General features: G+C 62.3%; 13 protein-coding genes. 6 read left to right on the top strand and 7 right to left on the bottom strand.

The window, feature by feature from the left end:
- Nucleotides 1-51 precede the first annotated feature (51 nt).
- From J5X93_RS16000 to J5X93_RS16015, 4 genes are all read left to right on the top strand, one after another.
- Nucleotides 52-1,368, top strand: a complete 1,317-nt coding sequence (locus tag J5X93_RS16000) for an SDR family oxidoreductase (protein WP_102081564.1) — start codon at nucleotides 52-54, stop codon at nucleotides 1,366-1,368.
- Nucleotides 1,369-1,667: 299 nt separating this feature from the next.
- The gene (locus J5X93_RS16005) at nucleotides 1,668-2,882 is read left to right on the top strand and encodes an MFS transporter (protein ID WP_090344723.1); all 1,215 of its coding nucleotides are present in this window, start codon (nucleotides 1,668-1,670) and stop codon (nucleotides 2,880-2,882) included.
- Between the two features lie 101 nt (nucleotides 2,883-2,983).
- On the top strand, nucleotides 2,984-3,883 hold the full coding sequence (locus J5X93_RS16010; RefSeq protein ID WP_090344863.1) for a LysR family transcriptional regulator: 900 nt from the start codon (nucleotides 2,984-2,986) through the stop codon (nucleotides 3,881-3,883).
- 184 nt (nucleotides 3,884-4,067) lie between these two features.
- The gene (locus J5X93_RS16015; protein WP_182942910.1) at nucleotides 4,068-5,186 is read left to right on the top strand and encodes a sensor histidine kinase; all 1,119 of its coding nucleotides are present in this window, start codon (nucleotides 4,068-4,070) and stop codon (nucleotides 5,184-5,186) included.
- Between the two features lie 65 nt (nucleotides 5,187-5,251).
- Here J5X93_RS16015 and J5X93_RS16020 read toward each other — a convergent pair whose 3' ends face one another.
- A complete protein-coding gene (locus tag J5X93_RS16020) occupies nucleotides 5,252-5,638 on the bottom strand; it encodes a MerR family transcriptional regulator (protein WP_090344719.1) in 387 nt (128 codons plus the stop codon).
- Between the two features lie 74 nt (nucleotides 5,639-5,712).
- Here J5X93_RS16020 and J5X93_RS16025 point away from each other — a divergent pair, with 74 nt between their 5' ends.
- Nucleotides 5,713-6,777: an SDR family oxidoreductase gene (locus J5X93_RS16025; protein WP_182942908.1), complete on the top strand. Its 1,065-nt coding sequence runs from the start codon at nucleotides 5,713-5,715 to the stop codon at nucleotides 6,775-6,777.
- A gap of 177 nt (nucleotides 6,778-6,954) precedes the next feature.
- On the opposite strand, the gene J5X93_RS16030 is transcribed toward J5X93_RS16025, so the two are convergent.
- The 4 genes from J5X93_RS16030 to J5X93_RS16045 form a co-directional block, all read right to left on the bottom strand.
- The gene (locus J5X93_RS16030) at nucleotides 6,955-8,208 is read right to left on the bottom strand and encodes an OprD family porin (protein WP_182942906.1); all 1,254 of its coding nucleotides are present in this window, start codon (nucleotides 8,206-8,208) and stop codon (nucleotides 6,955-6,957) included.
- Nucleotides 8,209-8,268: 60 nt separating this feature from the next.
- On the bottom strand, nucleotides 8,269-9,573 hold the full coding sequence (locus J5X93_RS16035; protein WP_043215617.1) for a CitMHS family transporter: 1,305 nt from the start codon (nucleotides 9,571-9,573) through the stop codon (nucleotides 8,269-8,271).
- Between the two features lie 123 nt (nucleotides 9,574-9,696).
- The gene (locus J5X93_RS16040; protein WP_182942904.1) at nucleotides 9,697-11,010 is read right to left on the bottom strand and encodes a dicarboxylate/amino acid:cation symporter; all 1,314 of its coding nucleotides are present in this window, start codon (nucleotides 11,008-11,010) and stop codon (nucleotides 9,697-9,699) included.
- A 63-nt stretch (nucleotides 11,011-11,073) separates the two neighbouring features.
- Entirely contained in the window at nucleotides 11,074-12,153 is a 1,080-nt protein-coding gene (locus J5X93_RS16045; protein ID WP_102081509.1) for a 4-oxalomesaconate tautomerase, read from the bottom strand.
- Nucleotides 12,154-12,300: 147 nt separating this feature from the next.
- On the opposite strand from J5X93_RS16045, the gene J5X93_RS16050 reads away from it, so the two are divergent.
- On the top strand, nucleotides 12,301-13,194 hold the full coding sequence (locus J5X93_RS16050; RefSeq protein ID WP_043215830.1) for a LysR family transcriptional regulator: 894 nt from the start codon (nucleotides 12,301-12,303) through the stop codon (nucleotides 13,192-13,194).
- Nucleotides 13,195-13,242: 48 nt separating this feature from the next.
- On the opposite strand, the gene tcuB is transcribed toward J5X93_RS16050, so the two are convergent.
- Together tcuB and tcuA are read right to left on the bottom strand one after the other, a co-directional pair.
- On the bottom strand, nucleotides 13,243-14,424 hold the full coding sequence (gene tcuB, locus J5X93_RS16055) for a tricarballylate utilization 4Fe-4S protein TcuB (RefSeq protein WP_232092081.1): 1,182 nt from the start codon (nucleotides 14,422-14,424) through the stop codon (nucleotides 13,243-13,245).
- Nucleotides 14,405-15,859 carry an FAD-dependent tricarballylate dehydrogenase TcuA gene (tcuA, locus tag J5X93_RS16060; RefSeq protein ID WP_182942902.1) on the bottom strand — a complete coding sequence of 485 codons (1,455 nt, stop codon included), beginning with the start codon at nucleotides 15,857-15,859 and terminating at the stop codon, nucleotides 14,405-14,407. Before tcuA ends, tcuB begins: the two co-directional genes overlap by 20 nt.
- Nucleotides 15,860-15,937 lie beyond the last annotated feature (78 nt).

Here is a 15,937-nt window from a genome sequence, read left to right on the forward strand (position 1 = left end):
ATGTTGGCCTTGATCATTCACGGCGATGGCTGCCTGAGAGAGGGTTCGATCATGATTGATCCGGCAACGGGAATGAAACCGGGTGAACGCTACCGGGTAAGCGATCCCGACGAGGTCCAGCAGTTTCCGGGATTCTTCCTGGACGGCAAGTATTACCTGGAACCTGAGCTGTTGACGGCCGTCGGCTGGCTGGAAGGTCGGCGGTTCATCTATGACAACCTTACGCCCACAGGCGAGCCGGTGTTCGCGGATCGCTTCGCCGGGACGGTCGAGGACCTCACGCTTCATGTGGTGGAGGGTCCGGCCCTTAAGCTGTCGAGGGTCGATGCCGCCGCTGGCGAAGCGGCTGCGTCGCACACCGAACGACCCAGTCCTACGCCGCACCGACCCTCGGCCCAGCGCCGGCTGCAGGGCCAACTGGTGGTCATCACCGGCGCATCCAGTGGCATCGGTCGGGCCACGGCCAAGGCCTTTGCTTGCCAAGGTGCCCGCCTCGTGCTGGCCGCCCGCGACGAACAGGCGCTGTTCGAGGTGCTGGATGAGTGCACCGAGTGCGGCACCGATGCCTTGGTCGTGGTTACCGACGTCACCCGTAGCGAACAGGTCGAAGCGCTGGCCGTGCGGGCGGCGGAGTTCGGCCACGGACGCATCGACATCTGGATCAACAATGCCGGTGTCGGAGCCGTGGGCAGCTTCGACCAGACGCCGCTCCCCGCCCATGAGCAAGTCATCCAGACCGACCTGCTCGGCTACTTGCGTGGCGCTCACGCGGCGCTGCCGTACTTCAAGGCCCAGGGGCGCGGGATATTGATCAACACCTTGTCGGTCGGCAGTTGGGTAGCCCAACCCTATGCAGCGGCCTATTCGGCCAGCAAGTTCGGCTTGCGTGGCCTGACCGAAGCGCTCAGGGGCGAGTTGACGGAATATCCGGATATCCATGTGTGCGATATCTATCCGGCGGTGATGGACACGCCGGGTTTCAGGGACGGCGGCAACTACACAGGCCATGCGCTCAAACCGCCGGGGCCCGTCTACGATCCGGCGTTGGTGGCCAAGGCCATGGTGGCCTGCGCAGTATCGCCCCGTGCTCACACCACTGTGGGCTCAGCGGCGCGGCTCGCGCACCTGGCCAGTCATCTGGTGCCTCGCCTTGCCCAGTTCACCGGCTGGCTGACCCGTCTGGGCATCGAGCGTAGCCCGAAGGCGGCGGTGTCGGACGGCAATCTGTTCCAGCCCCCTGTTGGCACCCGTGGCGTGCAAGGGGGTTGGCGCACCGCTGGACACCCTGCACCTGCGTTGCTGGTCACTGCGGCGGTGCTGATCCTGGGGAGCTGCGCGCTGGCCACGCTTCGACGCAAACGGCGCTGAGTGCTCTGGAAGGTGTGGTCCGACGACACCCTTGCAGGACCCGGCACCACCTGTCGCGTCATCGGACCCTCGCCACCAACTTCCAATCCCCGGACCCGGTCTTTGTCCTGCTCGGCTCCGACGAGGGCAGCTACATCTCCGGGTCACGCTATGGTGAGACAGGGGCAAGCCGATGCTGTGAGGCGGCCCCGGGGTTTTGCGCAGCACGCACAAGTTCGTTGCGGCGAGTGGGTCTACCGCCTTCCCGACCGCAGCCCTAGGCTTGTCGCTGACCTGTCAACCCATTTGGAGTGTCCACCATGTCAGCGAGCAGCCCTGAGATTGTTGCTTCACCGTCGGCGTCCGCCGTCGTCACGCCTGCCCTGTCCAAGGCGCTGGTTGTGTTTCTGGCGTTCTGTTGCGGCGCCGTCGTTGCCAACCTGTATTACGCCCAGCCGATCGTTGAACTCATCGCGCCCAGCATCGGGCTTTCGCCGCAGCATGCCAGCCTGATCGTGTCGCTGACCCAGTTGGGATATGCCGTCGGCTTGCTGTTGCTGGTGCCGCTGGCAGATCTGATGGAAAACAAACGCCTGGTCATCGGCTTTACCTTGGTAGTGGGGGTGTGCCTGGCGGCGGCAGGTTTTGCCGGTTCGCCTTCGCTGTTTCTGGCCGCCTCGCTGATGATCGGCCTGACTTCCGTCGCCGTGCAGATCCTCGTGCCCCTGGCCGCGCACCTGGCGCCAGAAAGCAGCCGGGGTCGCGTTGTGGGCAACATCATGAGTGGCCTGTTGCTCGGCATCTTGCTCGCCCGCCCGGTCTCGAGCCTACTGTCGGAGTACGTTGGCTGGAGGGGCGTGTTCTTCAGTGCCGCCCTGCTGATGGTGGCCATCGCAGCCCTGGTAGCGGTGCTGTTGCCTGAACGGATCCCGAACCATCACACCACCTATGGCCGCTTGATCGGATCGGTGTTCGCATTGGCCAGACGCTATGCAGTGCTGCGCGAGCGCTCGCTGTACCAAGGGCTGCTGTTCGCAAGCTTCAGCTGCTTCTGGACCCTGGCGCCCATCGAGCTGATCCGTCATTACGGCCTCAGCCAGAACGGCGTCGCGCTCTTTGCCTTGGTCGGTGCGGTCGGGGCGGTTGCAGCCCCCATCGCCGGGCGCCTTGCCGATGCAGGTCACGGGCAGGTCAGCACTTTGGCTGCCTTGCTGTTGGCGCCCGCTTCGCTACTGATCGGTGCCATTTCCGGGCTTGGCTACCTGGGCCTGGTAGTGGCAGCTGTCGCCTTGGACTTTGCCGTGCAGTTGAACATGGTCCTGGGGCAACGTGAGGTCTACGCGCTGGACCCTCACAGCCGCGCTCGCCTCAACGCCGTGTTCATGACCAGCATCTTCGTCGGCGGCGCAGTGGGCTCGATGATGGCAAGCCCGCTGTACGAGCGTTTCGGATGGAGTACCGCGCTCTATACCGCTGCCCTGCTCCCGGTCTTGGCATTGCTGGTGTTCGTGGTCAAACACAGGAATGCTCGTTGAGCCGGCATCGCGCTATCTCGATGAGCCTTGACATGGCTATCATCCGTGCAGCCGTTACCTTCGGGCTGGCGCTCCCGGTCCTCTTCGACAAGGTTGTACGTATGGATAAATTTCTGGCATTGAGCATGTTCGTCGAGACGGTACGCTGCGGCGGCTACTCCGCAGCGGCACGGAAGCTCGGCGTGGCCACCTCGTCGGTGGCCCGTCAGGTTGCAGCGTTGGAGGCAGACCTTGGGGCCACGCTCATCACCCGCAGCACGCGGCGAAACAGCCCGACCGACCTGGGCCAGGCCTACTTTGCGAACGCGGTGGCCATCCTCGATGCGTTGGCTGCGGCCGACAGCCTGGTGATGGACCGGGGGAGCGAGGCCAAAGGCACGCTCAGGATCAGCGTGCCGGTGGAGTTCGGCCGTCACTTGATTTCACCGCATCTGGGGCGTTTTCTCGACAGCCACCCGGGGTTGGAAGTCACCCTCAACCTCAGCGATGAGCGGGTAGACCTTTTCAAGGAGCGCATTGATTTGTCCGTACGTTTAGGGTCAACGGTTTCCAGCGATGAAGTCATTTGCACCCCGCTCGGCCATTTCCAGCGTTGGCTGGTGGCAAGCCCTGCCTACCTCGAGCAGCACGCGGCCCCCGCCCATCCCCTCGAGCTACCCCGTCACAGATGCCTGCGCTTCGATTACGGCGGGCCCATGCGCGCCTGGCAGTTCCAGATTGACGACCAGACGGTGCCGGTCCAAGTGCACGGCCAGATGCAGAGCAACAACGCCGACGTTCTCCGCCAGGCTGCCGTCGCCGGTCAAGGCATCGCGCTGCTGGCCGACTGGCTGGTCGCCGAAGACGTGCGGCATGGCCGGCTGATCCGCTTGCTGCCAATGTTCGAAGTCAATCCAACCTCGGTCGACACGAGTATCAACATGGTGTATCTGCCGGCCAATCGCGAGTCCACGCGTATCAAGGCATTTGCTCGGTTCATGAAAACGCTGCTCGACCGTTGACGGGCAACATCATCCTTCGCGGATAAACCCTACGACTTCACCATCGTGATCATCGGTGAATTCCAAGCCATATAGCGCGTCGTTGCAAAAGCGTGACAGAAGTTAACGCACTGGTTGTTATACCCCTACAGTTCGATGATCTAGTCTATTGGGACGCCGTTTGAGGACAGTGCCAGGGACCGTTATGAGACTGTACGAATTCATCGAGGGCAACATGGAGCCGATTCTCCAAGCCTGGGAGGATTTCGCGCGTTCGGTGGAGACGCAGCAGCCAAATCTGGATGCGACCGGTTTGAGGAATCACGCCGAGAAGATCCTGCACACGGTCGCCCAGGACATGCGAACGACTCAGACAGCCCATCAACAGTCTGAAAAAGCGCAAGGAAGGGGGCCGCAAATATCCAGCGAGACAGCGGCCCAGACACATGCGGTGGTACGTCTGATGGCAGGCTTCTCCATGGATCAGATGGTCTCCGAATATCGAGCGCTGCGCTCCAGTGTGCTCTCCCTCTGGCTTAAGCACGAAGCATTCGACCAATACCAGGTCCAAGACATGATTCGGTTCAACGAGGCAATAGACCAAGCCTTGGTAGAGTCGATCGCAGCTTATGGGGTGGCAGTGGAGTCGACACGAAAAAAGGTGCTTGCCGTGTTAGGCCATGACCTGCGGTCACCGTTGGGGGCGGTACACATGGCTGGCGATCTGCTTTTGCGCCAGAAAGGGCTGGATGAAAAAGGCAAGGCACTGGCATCCCAGGTTTGTACAAGCGCTCGCCGCGCTACGGCCATTGTTAATGACCTGCTCGACCTGGCGCGCTGCAATCTGGGTACCGGCATCCCGGTCTATCCAGAGGAGGTCGAACTGAACCCGATATGCCGCACCGTGATCGAGGAGTTGCAAACCGCTTTCCCGGTGGCCGACATCGTCTTTGACGAAGTCGCGCAGGTGACCGGCCCGTTTGATTCGGCCCGTATCGCCCAGGTCTTTTCCAATTTGATAGGCAATGCCATCCGCCACGGCGATATAGCCTGCCCTATCAAGGTCACGGTGGAGAACGACGCTATCGGTCCGCGTGTGACAGTCCATAACTGGGGAGAACCCATTCCTGCTGACGTGATCCCCTACCTCTTCAAGCCGGAGGGGCGTTATTCCAGTTATGCAGCCGGAGAAAAGGGTTCAGCTGCAGGTCTTGGGCTAGGGTTGTTCATCGCGGCGGAAATCGTTGCCAGTCACGGCGGCAGGATTGAAGTCATGTCGAATGAAGCGCAAGGGACGACGTTTGCGGTGTTGCTCAAGGGGTAAGGGTGAAGTCGAAATCGTATCGACAGTTGCTGTCCACCGTTTTCGTCGAAGAAGGAGCGGACGACCTACCTCGTGTAGCTGGCAATCAGCGGCAGCCCTTGGGCAATGGCACTGGCTTCAAGCTTGGCACGCTCGGCGTCGAGAAAGGCATACGCGGCCTGCAAGGTGGAGATCTTCGCTTGAATCTCGGCCATCTTGCCGGCAACCAAGGCTGCGCCTTGGGCGCAATTGATCGAGTTACCGCGCCTGGCCGCCAGGATGTCCCCGATCTCGGCGAGTGAAAATCCCGCCCCCTGGGCACTTTGAATGAATGCCAGGTCACTAACGGTCTGATCGCTGTAGCTGCGGTAGTTGTTGGCCTGTCGATGGGCCACGATCAACCCGAGCTTTTCGTAATAGCGCAATGCGTGGCGGCCGAGTCCACTTCGGCGCTCCAACTCTCCAATGTTCACCTAAAGAAACTCCTTGACTGTAGAGCACGCTCTACACCTTAGCCTGCACCCATCATCCAAACAAGGAATCAGGCATGAGCGTGGAATGCTTCGTCACGGGCGGCAGCGGATTTATAGGCCAACACCTACTGGCCCGTCTTACTGCGACAGGGCACAAGACCTGGGTGCTCATGCGCAATCCTGGAAACATCGAACGGCTCAGAGAACAGGTAAGCCGGCTGGGCGGTGACCCTGCACATGTCCACGCGGTTGAAGGCGACATCAGCACAGAGGGGCTTGGTCTGAGCGAGGCGGACCAGGCGTGCGTGTCTTCGGCTTCGGTGGTTTTCCACCTTGCGGCGGATTTTTCCTGGGGGCTGACGATGGAGCACGCCCGCGCCGTCAATGTGCAAGGGGCGCTCAGAGTCGCCAGGCTTGCGGCGAGCCAGGACATCCGCTTGCTCATGGTAGGTGGCTTCATGCTGCAAAACCTGGCCCACCTTGCCAGGATCGGCGTCGATAACGAGCGCCCTGAAAACACAGATTGGCCTGCAGTCTACGCCCGTGCTGGGGGCTACGAAGGCAGCAAGATCGAGTCCCATTTCGCAGTCATGCGTTACATGCACGATGCCGGTGCGGATTACACCGTTGTCCATCCTGCTACGGTGTGTGGCCACAGCGAGACTGGGCACATCCCGCAAGAACAACCTCTGGCCGAGCTCATTCGAAACCTGGCACAAGGCCGGTTCAAAGCGATTCCCGGCTCTGCCAGGCACTGGTTGCCATTGGTCAGCGTCGATTACCTGGTGAAGATGATGACCTGCGTGGCGTTCGACCCTTCGATGGCCAACCGGCAGGTCCTGGCGCTCTGCGCGCACACACCGAACCTGCAAGGGATGCTCGAGCAGATCGCAGGAACGCTGCAGGTCAAGGCACCCCGCTACCATGTACCGATAGGTTTGCTCAGGTGGATTTTGACGATTCCGGGCCTGGCGGCCCGACTGGCGGTCAGCGCCGAATCATTGGACTTCATTCAGACCCAGCGCTTCGACATGCGTCAAAGCGAGCTTCTGGAGCACAAGTATCAATTCACACACCCCGACATGGCGCGCACGCTGGAAAATACGGTGCGCTACGTCAAAGGCGACTTGGCCCACTGAGGCAACCCGGTTGAGCGGACTCGAACAATACCTGTGACAGCGGGCCCGCTCCAGACGCAACGAGCTGATCCGGCTGGGCAAAAAAGCGCCACAGCCGTCCGGCGTGTAGTTCGTCTTCGAGAAAGTCCGACACAGCGCGAGCCGGCGCACCGAAGTGCGCCGGCTCGCGTCGCTGCATTACCAGAGCGCGATGTCGTAGGTCAGGTAGATCCGGTTGCTGTCACGACCGCGGGAGAAATCAGAGCGGTAGACATAGTTGCGCAGCTTCACGCCCAACCCTTTGACCGGACCGGACTGCACCACGTAGGCAAGTTCCACATCACGTTCCCATTCGTTGAGTTCAGCGTCAGCGGAGCGACCGTTGTCCCCGCTCAAGTAGCGCGCCATGAAGGTGAGCCCAGGGACACCGGCCGCTGCAAAGTTGTAGGCATAGCTTGCCATCCAGGTTTTCTCTTCCTCCTCGATGAACTTACCGATGCCGACGTTGCTGAACGAGTAGACCGTCGCGCCGCTGATGTACGGCAGCCCAGCATCGCCATCAAGCACTTGGTAGCCGGCGCCGACGGTGTGCCCCGAGTGGGTATACGACACCTGCCCACTGAACATGTCGTTGTCGATCTTGCCACCGTAAGCGGCTCCGCTGTCACGACTCTTGAAGTAACGCACGTCGGTGGTGAACACCCCGCCGGCCAATGGCAAGTCGTGTACCAGCCCCATATAGTCCTGGCGGTAAAAGTGTTCGAGCTGGCCATGGAAATAACTCAAACGCAGCTGTTTGCTCACGGCATAGTCCGCGCCGGCAAAACTGAAATCGCCAGACTCGCTACCGCCGTAGCCATCCAGAAATAGGCCAGTGCTGTCGGAGGAATCACGCTGCTTGAAGCGATCCAGGTGGCCGGCGGTCAGGGTCAGCCCTTCGACATCGGTACTGATCAGCTGTGTGCCTTGGTAGGTCTGAGGCAGCAGCCGCGCATCGTTGTAGACCAACACCGGCGTCTTGGGCAGCAAAGTGCCGTGCTTGACCACGGTCTGCCCCACGCGCGCCTTGGCCGTCACCCCGGCGCTGGAGAATTCGTCTGCGGCGCGGCCATCGTCGTGGACCGGCAGCAAGCCGGTACCGCTGCGCCCACGGCCCGAATCGAGCCGGACACCGACCAAGCCAAGGGCATCGAGGCCCACACCCAGCGGGCCTTGAGTAAACCCTGATTGGTAATCGAGCAGGAAACCTTGCGCCCATTCCACCCGCTCACTCTTGGCGTTCGCGGCAGCGCGGGGGCTCATGCCCTGTTCGTCACGGAAGTTTTCGTTGAAATAGACATTGCGCAGTTGCAGCTTGAGCTTGCCATCATCGATGAATCCGGCAGCGCCGGCCACAGGCAGCCAGCCGCAGAGCAGGCCACAGGTGGCCCCACGGAAAACAGCTCGGGACATGTTCGGTACTCTGGTTGTTGTTCTTGGATAGAGGTGGGCGCCAGGAGCGCCCCATGCAGATCAGACGAAGAAGGACAGCGCCCCCGTGAGCAACGCCAGTGCCGTGATCACCAGCGAGGTGAGTACCGCCCATTTGACGGTGGCTTTCTGGAAGTCGCCGATATCGCGATCGACCATGCCCACCAGCAGCAAGGTCGAAGCTACCAGCGGGCTCATCAGGTGCACCGGCTGGCCTAGCACCGAGGCGCGTGCAATTTCGACCGGGTCGATGCCGTAGGCGGCAGCCGCGTTGGCCAGGATCGGCACCACGCCAAAGTAGTAGGCATCGTTGGACAGCACGAAGGTCAGCGGCATGCTGGTCAGCGCCACCACCAGCGGGAACCAGTGGCTCCAGGCCTCGGGAATCCAGTCGACCAGGGTCTGCGCCAGGGCATCGACCATCTTGGTGCCGGAGAAGATCCCCGCGAAGATGCCGGCGGCGAACACCAGCAGCACTACGGTCATGGCATTGCCCGAATGGGCGAGGATGCGCTCCTTCTGCAACTCCAACTGCGGGTAGTTGATCATCAGCGCCGCGACGAAACCGATCATGAACAGCAGCGCGGAGTGCATCACACCCATCACCAAGGCCGTCATGACGGCAATCACCAGCACCAGATTCACGTACGCCAGCCGTGGGCGCTTGTGCGGGTTGTCGCCAAGGATTTCCTTGATGTAGCAATTGCCCCCGCCGGACTCCAGGGCGATGTTGCCGATGCGTCGACGCTCGGCACGGCCCAGCAGGTAGGCGGTGAACACCACCCAGGCCGCCCCCCCGATCACGGTCGGCAGCATCGGAATGAAGTACTCGGTCGCATCCAGCCCGAGCGCGGCGATAGCCCGGGTGGCCGGCCCGCCCCAGGGGCTCATGCCGCTCATGATGCTCAGCGACAGCATGGACACCGTGGCCAGGATCATCGGGTTCATGCCAATGCGCTTGTACAGCGGCAGCATGGCCGCACAGGTGATCATGTAGGTGGTGGTGCCGTCACCGTCCAGTGCCACCAGCAGCGACAGCAGCGCCGTACCGATGGCGATCTTGATCGGGTCGCCATTGACGCGCTTGAGAATCTTGCGGATCAGCGGGTCGAACAGGCCAGCATCGATCATCAGGCCGAAGAACAGGATGGCGAACAGCAACAGTGCCGCCGAGGGCGCCACCATCTTCAAGCCATCGAGCATCATCTTGCCCAGCTCGGGGGCAAAACCACCGATCACCGCGAAGACGATGGGTACCACGGTGAGCGCAACGATCGGCGACAGGCGTTTACTCATGATCAGGTAGGTGAAGGTCACCACCATGATCAGGCCCAGGAGTGCGAGCATGGTCTTTTCTCTTGTTTTTATTGTGTTGCGGCCATCGGCAAGGCAGACGGCCCCCTACCCCACTCGGCATCGCCGGGATGTCGAGTGGGATTTTACGTCAACGATGGGAGGTGGAAGAGGCTTTCAGCCGTGATGCCGAGGCTCGGCAGACCAGTCGGCCTGCGCAATCTGCGTCTCGGCCGGTGCAGCCGGGGTGCCGTTCAGACGACGCAGCAAGGTTTCCCGTTCACAGGCGTTCTCCGACAGCGAGATGACCACGGTGGCCACGGCGTTGCTGGCCAGGCTGGTCAGGGCCCGCGCTTCGGACATGAAACGATCGATGCCGATCAGCAAGGCCAGCCCTGCCAACGGGATGTCGTGGATGACGGTCAAGGTCGAGGCCAGCGCCACGAAACCACTGCCGGTCACACCTGCAGCGCCCTTGGACGACAACAGCATGATCGCCAGCATCGTCACCGTCTGCCCGAGGCTCAGGTCGATGTTGCAGGCCTGGGCGATGAACACCGCCGCCAGCGACAGGTAGATGGCGGTGCCGTCGAGGTTGAAGGAATAGCCGGTCGGCAGCACCAGCCCCACCACACCTTTCTTGCACCCCAGCTTCTCGAGTTTTTCCAGCATGCGCGGCAGCACCGGCTCGGTGGACGATGTGCCGAGCACCACCAGAAACTCCTCGCGGAAGTAACGCAGCAGCTTCCACAGGCTGAAGCCGTGCGCGCGGCAGATGCCACCGAGCACCACCAGCACGAAGAATGCGCAGGCGATGTAGAGCGTGCCGACCAGCTTGGCCAATGCGCCCAAGGAGGTCACCCCGTACTGCCCAACCGTGAAGGCCAGCGCCCCGAAGGCACCGACCGGGGCGAAGCGCATCAGGTAGCCGAAGATGCGAAACACCATGGTCGACGCCGACTCCAGCACATCGAGTACCGGCTTGCCCTTCTCGCCCATGGACGACAGGGCAAAACCGCTGAGCACCGCGATGAACAGCACCGGCAGCACTTCACCCTTGTTGAACGCCCCGATAAAGGTGTCCGGAATGATGTGCATGAAGAAATCGACCACGCTGAGCTTCGCCGCAGAGGCGGCGTACTGGCCAAGGCCCTCGGTGCTGAGGGTGGCCGGATCGATGTTCATCCCCACACCCGGGCGGAACAGGTACACCGCAGCCAGGCCGATGATCAGGCTGACGATCGTCAGCCCCAGGAACAACAGCAAGGTCTTGCTCATCAACCGACCCAGCGAGCGCTTGTCGGTCATGCCGGCGATGCCGGTCACGATGGTGCAGAAAACGACCGGGGCGATCATCATCTTGATCAGTTTGATGAACGCGTCGCCCAGTGGTTTGAGCGCAACGGCCTGTTGCGCCCAGAAGTGACCGACCACCACGCCCAGCAGGACGGCGCAGAGGATCTGGAAATACAGTGATTTCGCGAGTTTCATGAGGCATCACCCATTGTTGAAATTGTGCGGATGTGCGGGTTGCGATGTGATGCAAGCAGCTGCCTACCCCGCCAGCCTGCGCAAGGTTGGGGCGTAGACGAAGCCTGAAAACAGCCGGCGGGCAGTTCTAACCACAGAGGCCTGGAGTGTCTTGCCATCGGCGCCGCTGCGCGAAAGCGCGACGTCGATGCCACCGCTCGGGTGCTCCAGGCGCACTTCATCCAGGTGCTGTGCTTGTTCGCCAAGCATGTCCATGATCACGGTGCCCGGGCTGACGCAGGCAGTCGCCAGCCCGATCGCACCGGTGATGGCCAAGGCGCGATGGCAATTGTGAGGCATGAAGTAGCGCACTTGCAGCGTGCCGTCATGGCGGGGCGGAGAAACCAGTACGGGCTTGGGGATCACCATGCCGCTGACATCGCCCAGCCCCATGGCCTTGCCGGCCTTCAGGCGCAAGGCCTCCAGACGTTGCAGCAGGCGGGTGTCGGCATCCAGCTGTGCGGGGGTCTCGGAGCCGGTCACGCCCAGCTGGCTGGCCTCGACGATCATCATCGGCATGGCCATGTCGATGCAGGTCACCGGCACGCCGTCGATCACATCCTGGGCTTGGCCGGTGGGGAACAGCTTGCCAGTCTTGCTGCCCACCGCGTCGAGGAAGGTCAGGTGCACCGGGGCGGCAGTGCCAGGTACGCCGTCGATTGCCGTGCGGCCTTCGTAACGCACGATGCCACCGGGCGTTTCCACCAGCGAATTGACGAAGGTGTTGGTGTTCAAGTTACGGATGCGTACCAAGGTCTTGCCATCCTGGGCCTTGACCAGTCCTTGCTCAATGGCGAACGGGCCAACGGCGCAGAGCATATTGCCGCAGTTGGGTGCGGTATCGACCCGGCGCTGGGCGACCATGACCTGCACGAACAGGTAATCGACATCGGCGTCGGCATGCAGCGAGGGGCTGACGATCGCCACCTTGCTGGTCTGCGGGCTACCGCCGCCGATTCCGTCGATTTCCAGCTCATGCCCGGAACCCATCAGGTTGATCAGCAATTCGTCGCGTTCGACCACATTGGCAGGAAGATCCCATGCATGGAAAAAGGGCCCCTTGGAGGTGCCGCCGCGCATGAGTACGCAAGGAATTCGTTGCATGATTTCGCACTCTTGTTGATCAATGGACATCATTGATGTTGTGGACACAAGATTGACAGGGATGGATAAATCAATCCAATGCAAATATCGTAGCCATTATTGCGATTGGTGAATCAATCCAGAGCCAGGGCCAAAGAGCGATCCGAGATGGAATACGAGCTGCAAGACATACGATCTTTCGTGAAAATCGCCGAACTTGGCAGTTTCCATGAAGCAGCGGAAGCGCTGCACCTGTCCCAACCCGCCCTGAGTCGGCGGATAAAAAAGCTCGAGGAAGGATTGGGCACCTCCCTGCTGGAGCGCACGACCCGCCGCGTCAGCTTGACCAGTGTCGGGCGGGACTTTCTGCCCAAAGCCAGGCGCCTGCTGGATGACTTCGAGGATTCGATCCTGAGCATTCGCGAACTCGCCGAACGACAGACCGGCCAGGTCACCCTCGCCTGCATCCCGACTGCGGCGTTTTATTTCCTGCCGTCGGTGATCCGCGACTACAACGAGCAGTACCCCAAGATCCGCATCCGCCTGCTCGACCTCAGCGCCAACGACGGGCTCGAGGCCGTGCTGCGCGGCGAGGCCGACTTCGGCATCAACATGATGAGCGGCCAGCACCCGGACATCGAATTCGTCTCCCTGGTGCAGGAGCATTTTGTCCTGGCCTGCCGTCGGGACCACAAGCTGGCGAACCGCGACGCGGTGACCTGGACGGAACTGGCCGACTACCGACTGATCGGCGTGGGCCGGCTGAGCGGCAACCGGATGCTGCTGGACCATGCCCTGTCCGGGCTCAACCTGCGGCCCAAGTGGTTCTATGAGGTCCAGCACCTGTCCACCTCGCTGGGCATGGTCGAGGCCGGGCTGGGTGTTTCGGCCATGCCCAGCCTCGCCATGCCCAGCGCCGATCATCCGACGCTGGTCAGCGTGCCGCTGATCGAACCCCAGGTGACCCGCACCCTGGGGCTGGTCTACCGACGCGGGGCATCGCTGTCGCCGGCGGCGGAGAAGTTCGTGTCGATCCTGTTGGACAAATGGCCCAACCGGTGAGCGAGACGCGCAAAACGGTGCAGATGAGAAACCGGCTGCATCCATGGCTCACTCCCCTCCCAGACCCAGGTCATTGGGGCGGCGCTTTTCGATCGCGAACTTGAGCAGTGCCGCGCTGCGGAACAGGCCATGGGCGAACTTACCGTAAGGCAGCGTGATGAACAGCGCCATGACCGTGCCCAAATGGATCGCCAGCAGGATCGCCATCGCGGCGGTGTCGCGCAGGCCCAGCAGGGCAAGGCCCGTGACGCTGACCAGCAAGAGCAGCAGGATGAACGCCCGGTCCATGGGCCGCTGGGCCACATCGCCCTGCTCCGGCGCCCGGCGCAGGTTCAGCGCCAGTAACCCGGCTGGCCCGACGACCAAGCCAAGCCCACCCAAGGTCCCCAGCAACACCGGTGCGCTCAGCAGCGGATACGGCGCCGGGTAGCCCCACAGGTAGTGGTAGCCGGTGGCGACCGCTGTGGCAGCGAAGCACAACAGGAAGCCGTAGAAGGTGAAGTGATGGAAGCGCCGGCGCCAGAGGGTGTAGCGATCATCGGCGTTGTTGCAGCCCTGGCCATGCCCACCGTCCAGATACTTCAGGGTCAGCGCCGCGCTCGAGGCCTCGAGCACCGCTCCCTTGGCCGGTTGCGCCTGGGCCTGGGCAGGCGAGACCGAGCGCCAGAAACGACGCACCGCCACCGCCAGCGCCACACCTGCGGCGGCAAAGACACTGCCGAACATCAACGCCAAGGTGTTGTGCGGGAAGACCGCATAGAAATTCCCCGCCAACCGCCCGGGCAACAGCGTGCCGTTGGCCCACAATGCCAGCAGCAAAAACAGCGACAAGGCCACTGCCAAGGCACTGGCGACATAGGTGCCGTTGTGCCGATACAGCCGCCCGAAGAGGCTCGGCCAGGCGTATTCGGCGTAGGTCTGCCCGCGCACCTTGGCCATGGCTTGGGGCACGTTGACGGCGAATTCGTGGGGCTGGGCATACTGACAGGCGTGCAGGCAAGCGCCGCAGTTGTGGCACAGGTTGGCCAGGTAATGGATATCGGCCTTGCCGAACTCCAGCCTGCGGGTCATGGCCGGGAACACGGCGCAGAAGCCCTCGCAGTATCGGCAGGCATTGCAGATCCGCATCTGCCGGTCCACTTCCTGCTCCTCAAGGTTCAACACCGGGATCAGGGCGAGGGCTGGCTGCTCGGCATCAGGTTGGCGGGGTTCAGGCAGTTGTGCGGTCATGGCGATTCTCTTGTTCTGGATATACATGGCCGGCAGTCGCCGCGGCGCTGGTCCCGGCGATGCGGCCGAAGGCAGTGCCGATGGACATGCCGACACCCGCGGTGTAGCCCTTGCCGAGCACATTGCCCGCCATCATTTCGCCGGCGACGAACAGGTTCGGGCTGGGCTGTCCAGCGAAATGGACCGCGGCGGTTTCGTCGGTGCGCAGCCCCAGGTAGGTGAAAGTGATGCCAGGACGCAGCGGGTAGCCGTAGTAAGGAGGGGTATCGATCGGTCGTGCCCAGTGGCTCTTCACAGGCTCCAGGCCCAGGGTGTGGCAGTCGTCCAACCGGGTGTGGTCGAAGGTGCCCGCCTGGCAGGCTCGGTTGTAGGCCCGCACGGTGTCGATGAAGGGCTGCACGGGCAAGCCGAGCACGCCGGCCAGGGCTTCCAGGCTATCGGCGGTAGCCCCCGGGAAGACCGGGGGCATGAAGCGGCCAAGGGCTTTCTGGTCGATGATCGAGAAGCCCACTTGCCCGGGCTGTTGGGCCACCAGCCGTCCCCAGATGGCATAACGCTTGGGCCAGAAGTCTTCACCTTCATCATAGAAACGCTGACCGTCGCGATTGACCACCACGCCCAGCGATACACAATCGATGCGCGTACAGATGCCGCCGTCGTACAGCGGCGCACGGGCATCGATCGCCACCATGTGCGCCTGTGTCGGGTCGCCGATCGTGTCGGCGCCGTGTTCGATCATGCGGCGCAACAGCACCCCATCGTTGAAACGCGTACCGCGAATCAGGAAATTGTCCGAAGGCCACTCCCCTCGTTCGTTCTGTCCCCAGGCCTCGCGCAACCACTGGCGGTTGGACTCGAAACCTCCGGCGGCGAGCACACAACTGCGCGCCTCGATGCGTTCGGCGGGCAAGTGTCGGCCTTGGACTTCACGCGCCGGCACGTGCGCGGCAACGAAGCGTCCGTTGTGCAGTTCGATGTCGGCGACGGGGGTGTCGTAGCGAATCTGTACGCCCAGATGCTCGGCACTGCGAAAGTACGCATTGACCAGCGCCTTGCCACCGCCCATGAAGAACGCGTTGGTTCGAGCGGTATGCAGCGCACCGGATAACGACGGCTGGAAGTGCACACCATGGCGGCGCATCCAGTCGCGGCAATTGGAGGACGCGCGAATCACCAAACGCGCGAGCGTTTCGTCGGTCTGGCCACCGGTGACCTTGAGCAGGTCCTGCCAGAACTCTTCTTCCGGGTATGACTCGACCAGCACGTCCTGCGGCCCATCATGCATGCAGCGCAGGTTGCGGGTATGTTGGGAATTGCCGCCCCGCCAGGCACGTGGGGCCGCTTCGAGCAGCATCACGCTGGCTCCGGCCTCCCGCGCCATCAGCGCGGCACAGAGGGCGGCATTGCCCCCTCCGATGACAAGCACATCGATCATTTCGCCTCCAGATCACGAGGAGCCGACTGTTCGGGTGCTCCTCGTGACCGGGGACTCTAATGAGCGGGCATGGACGGC

It is taken from the genome of Pseudomonas sp. BYT-1 (genome assembly GCF_023611805.1).
GTDB lineage: Bacteria > Pseudomonadota > Gammaproteobacteria > Pseudomonadales > Pseudomonadaceae > Aquipseudomonas > Aquipseudomonas guariconensis.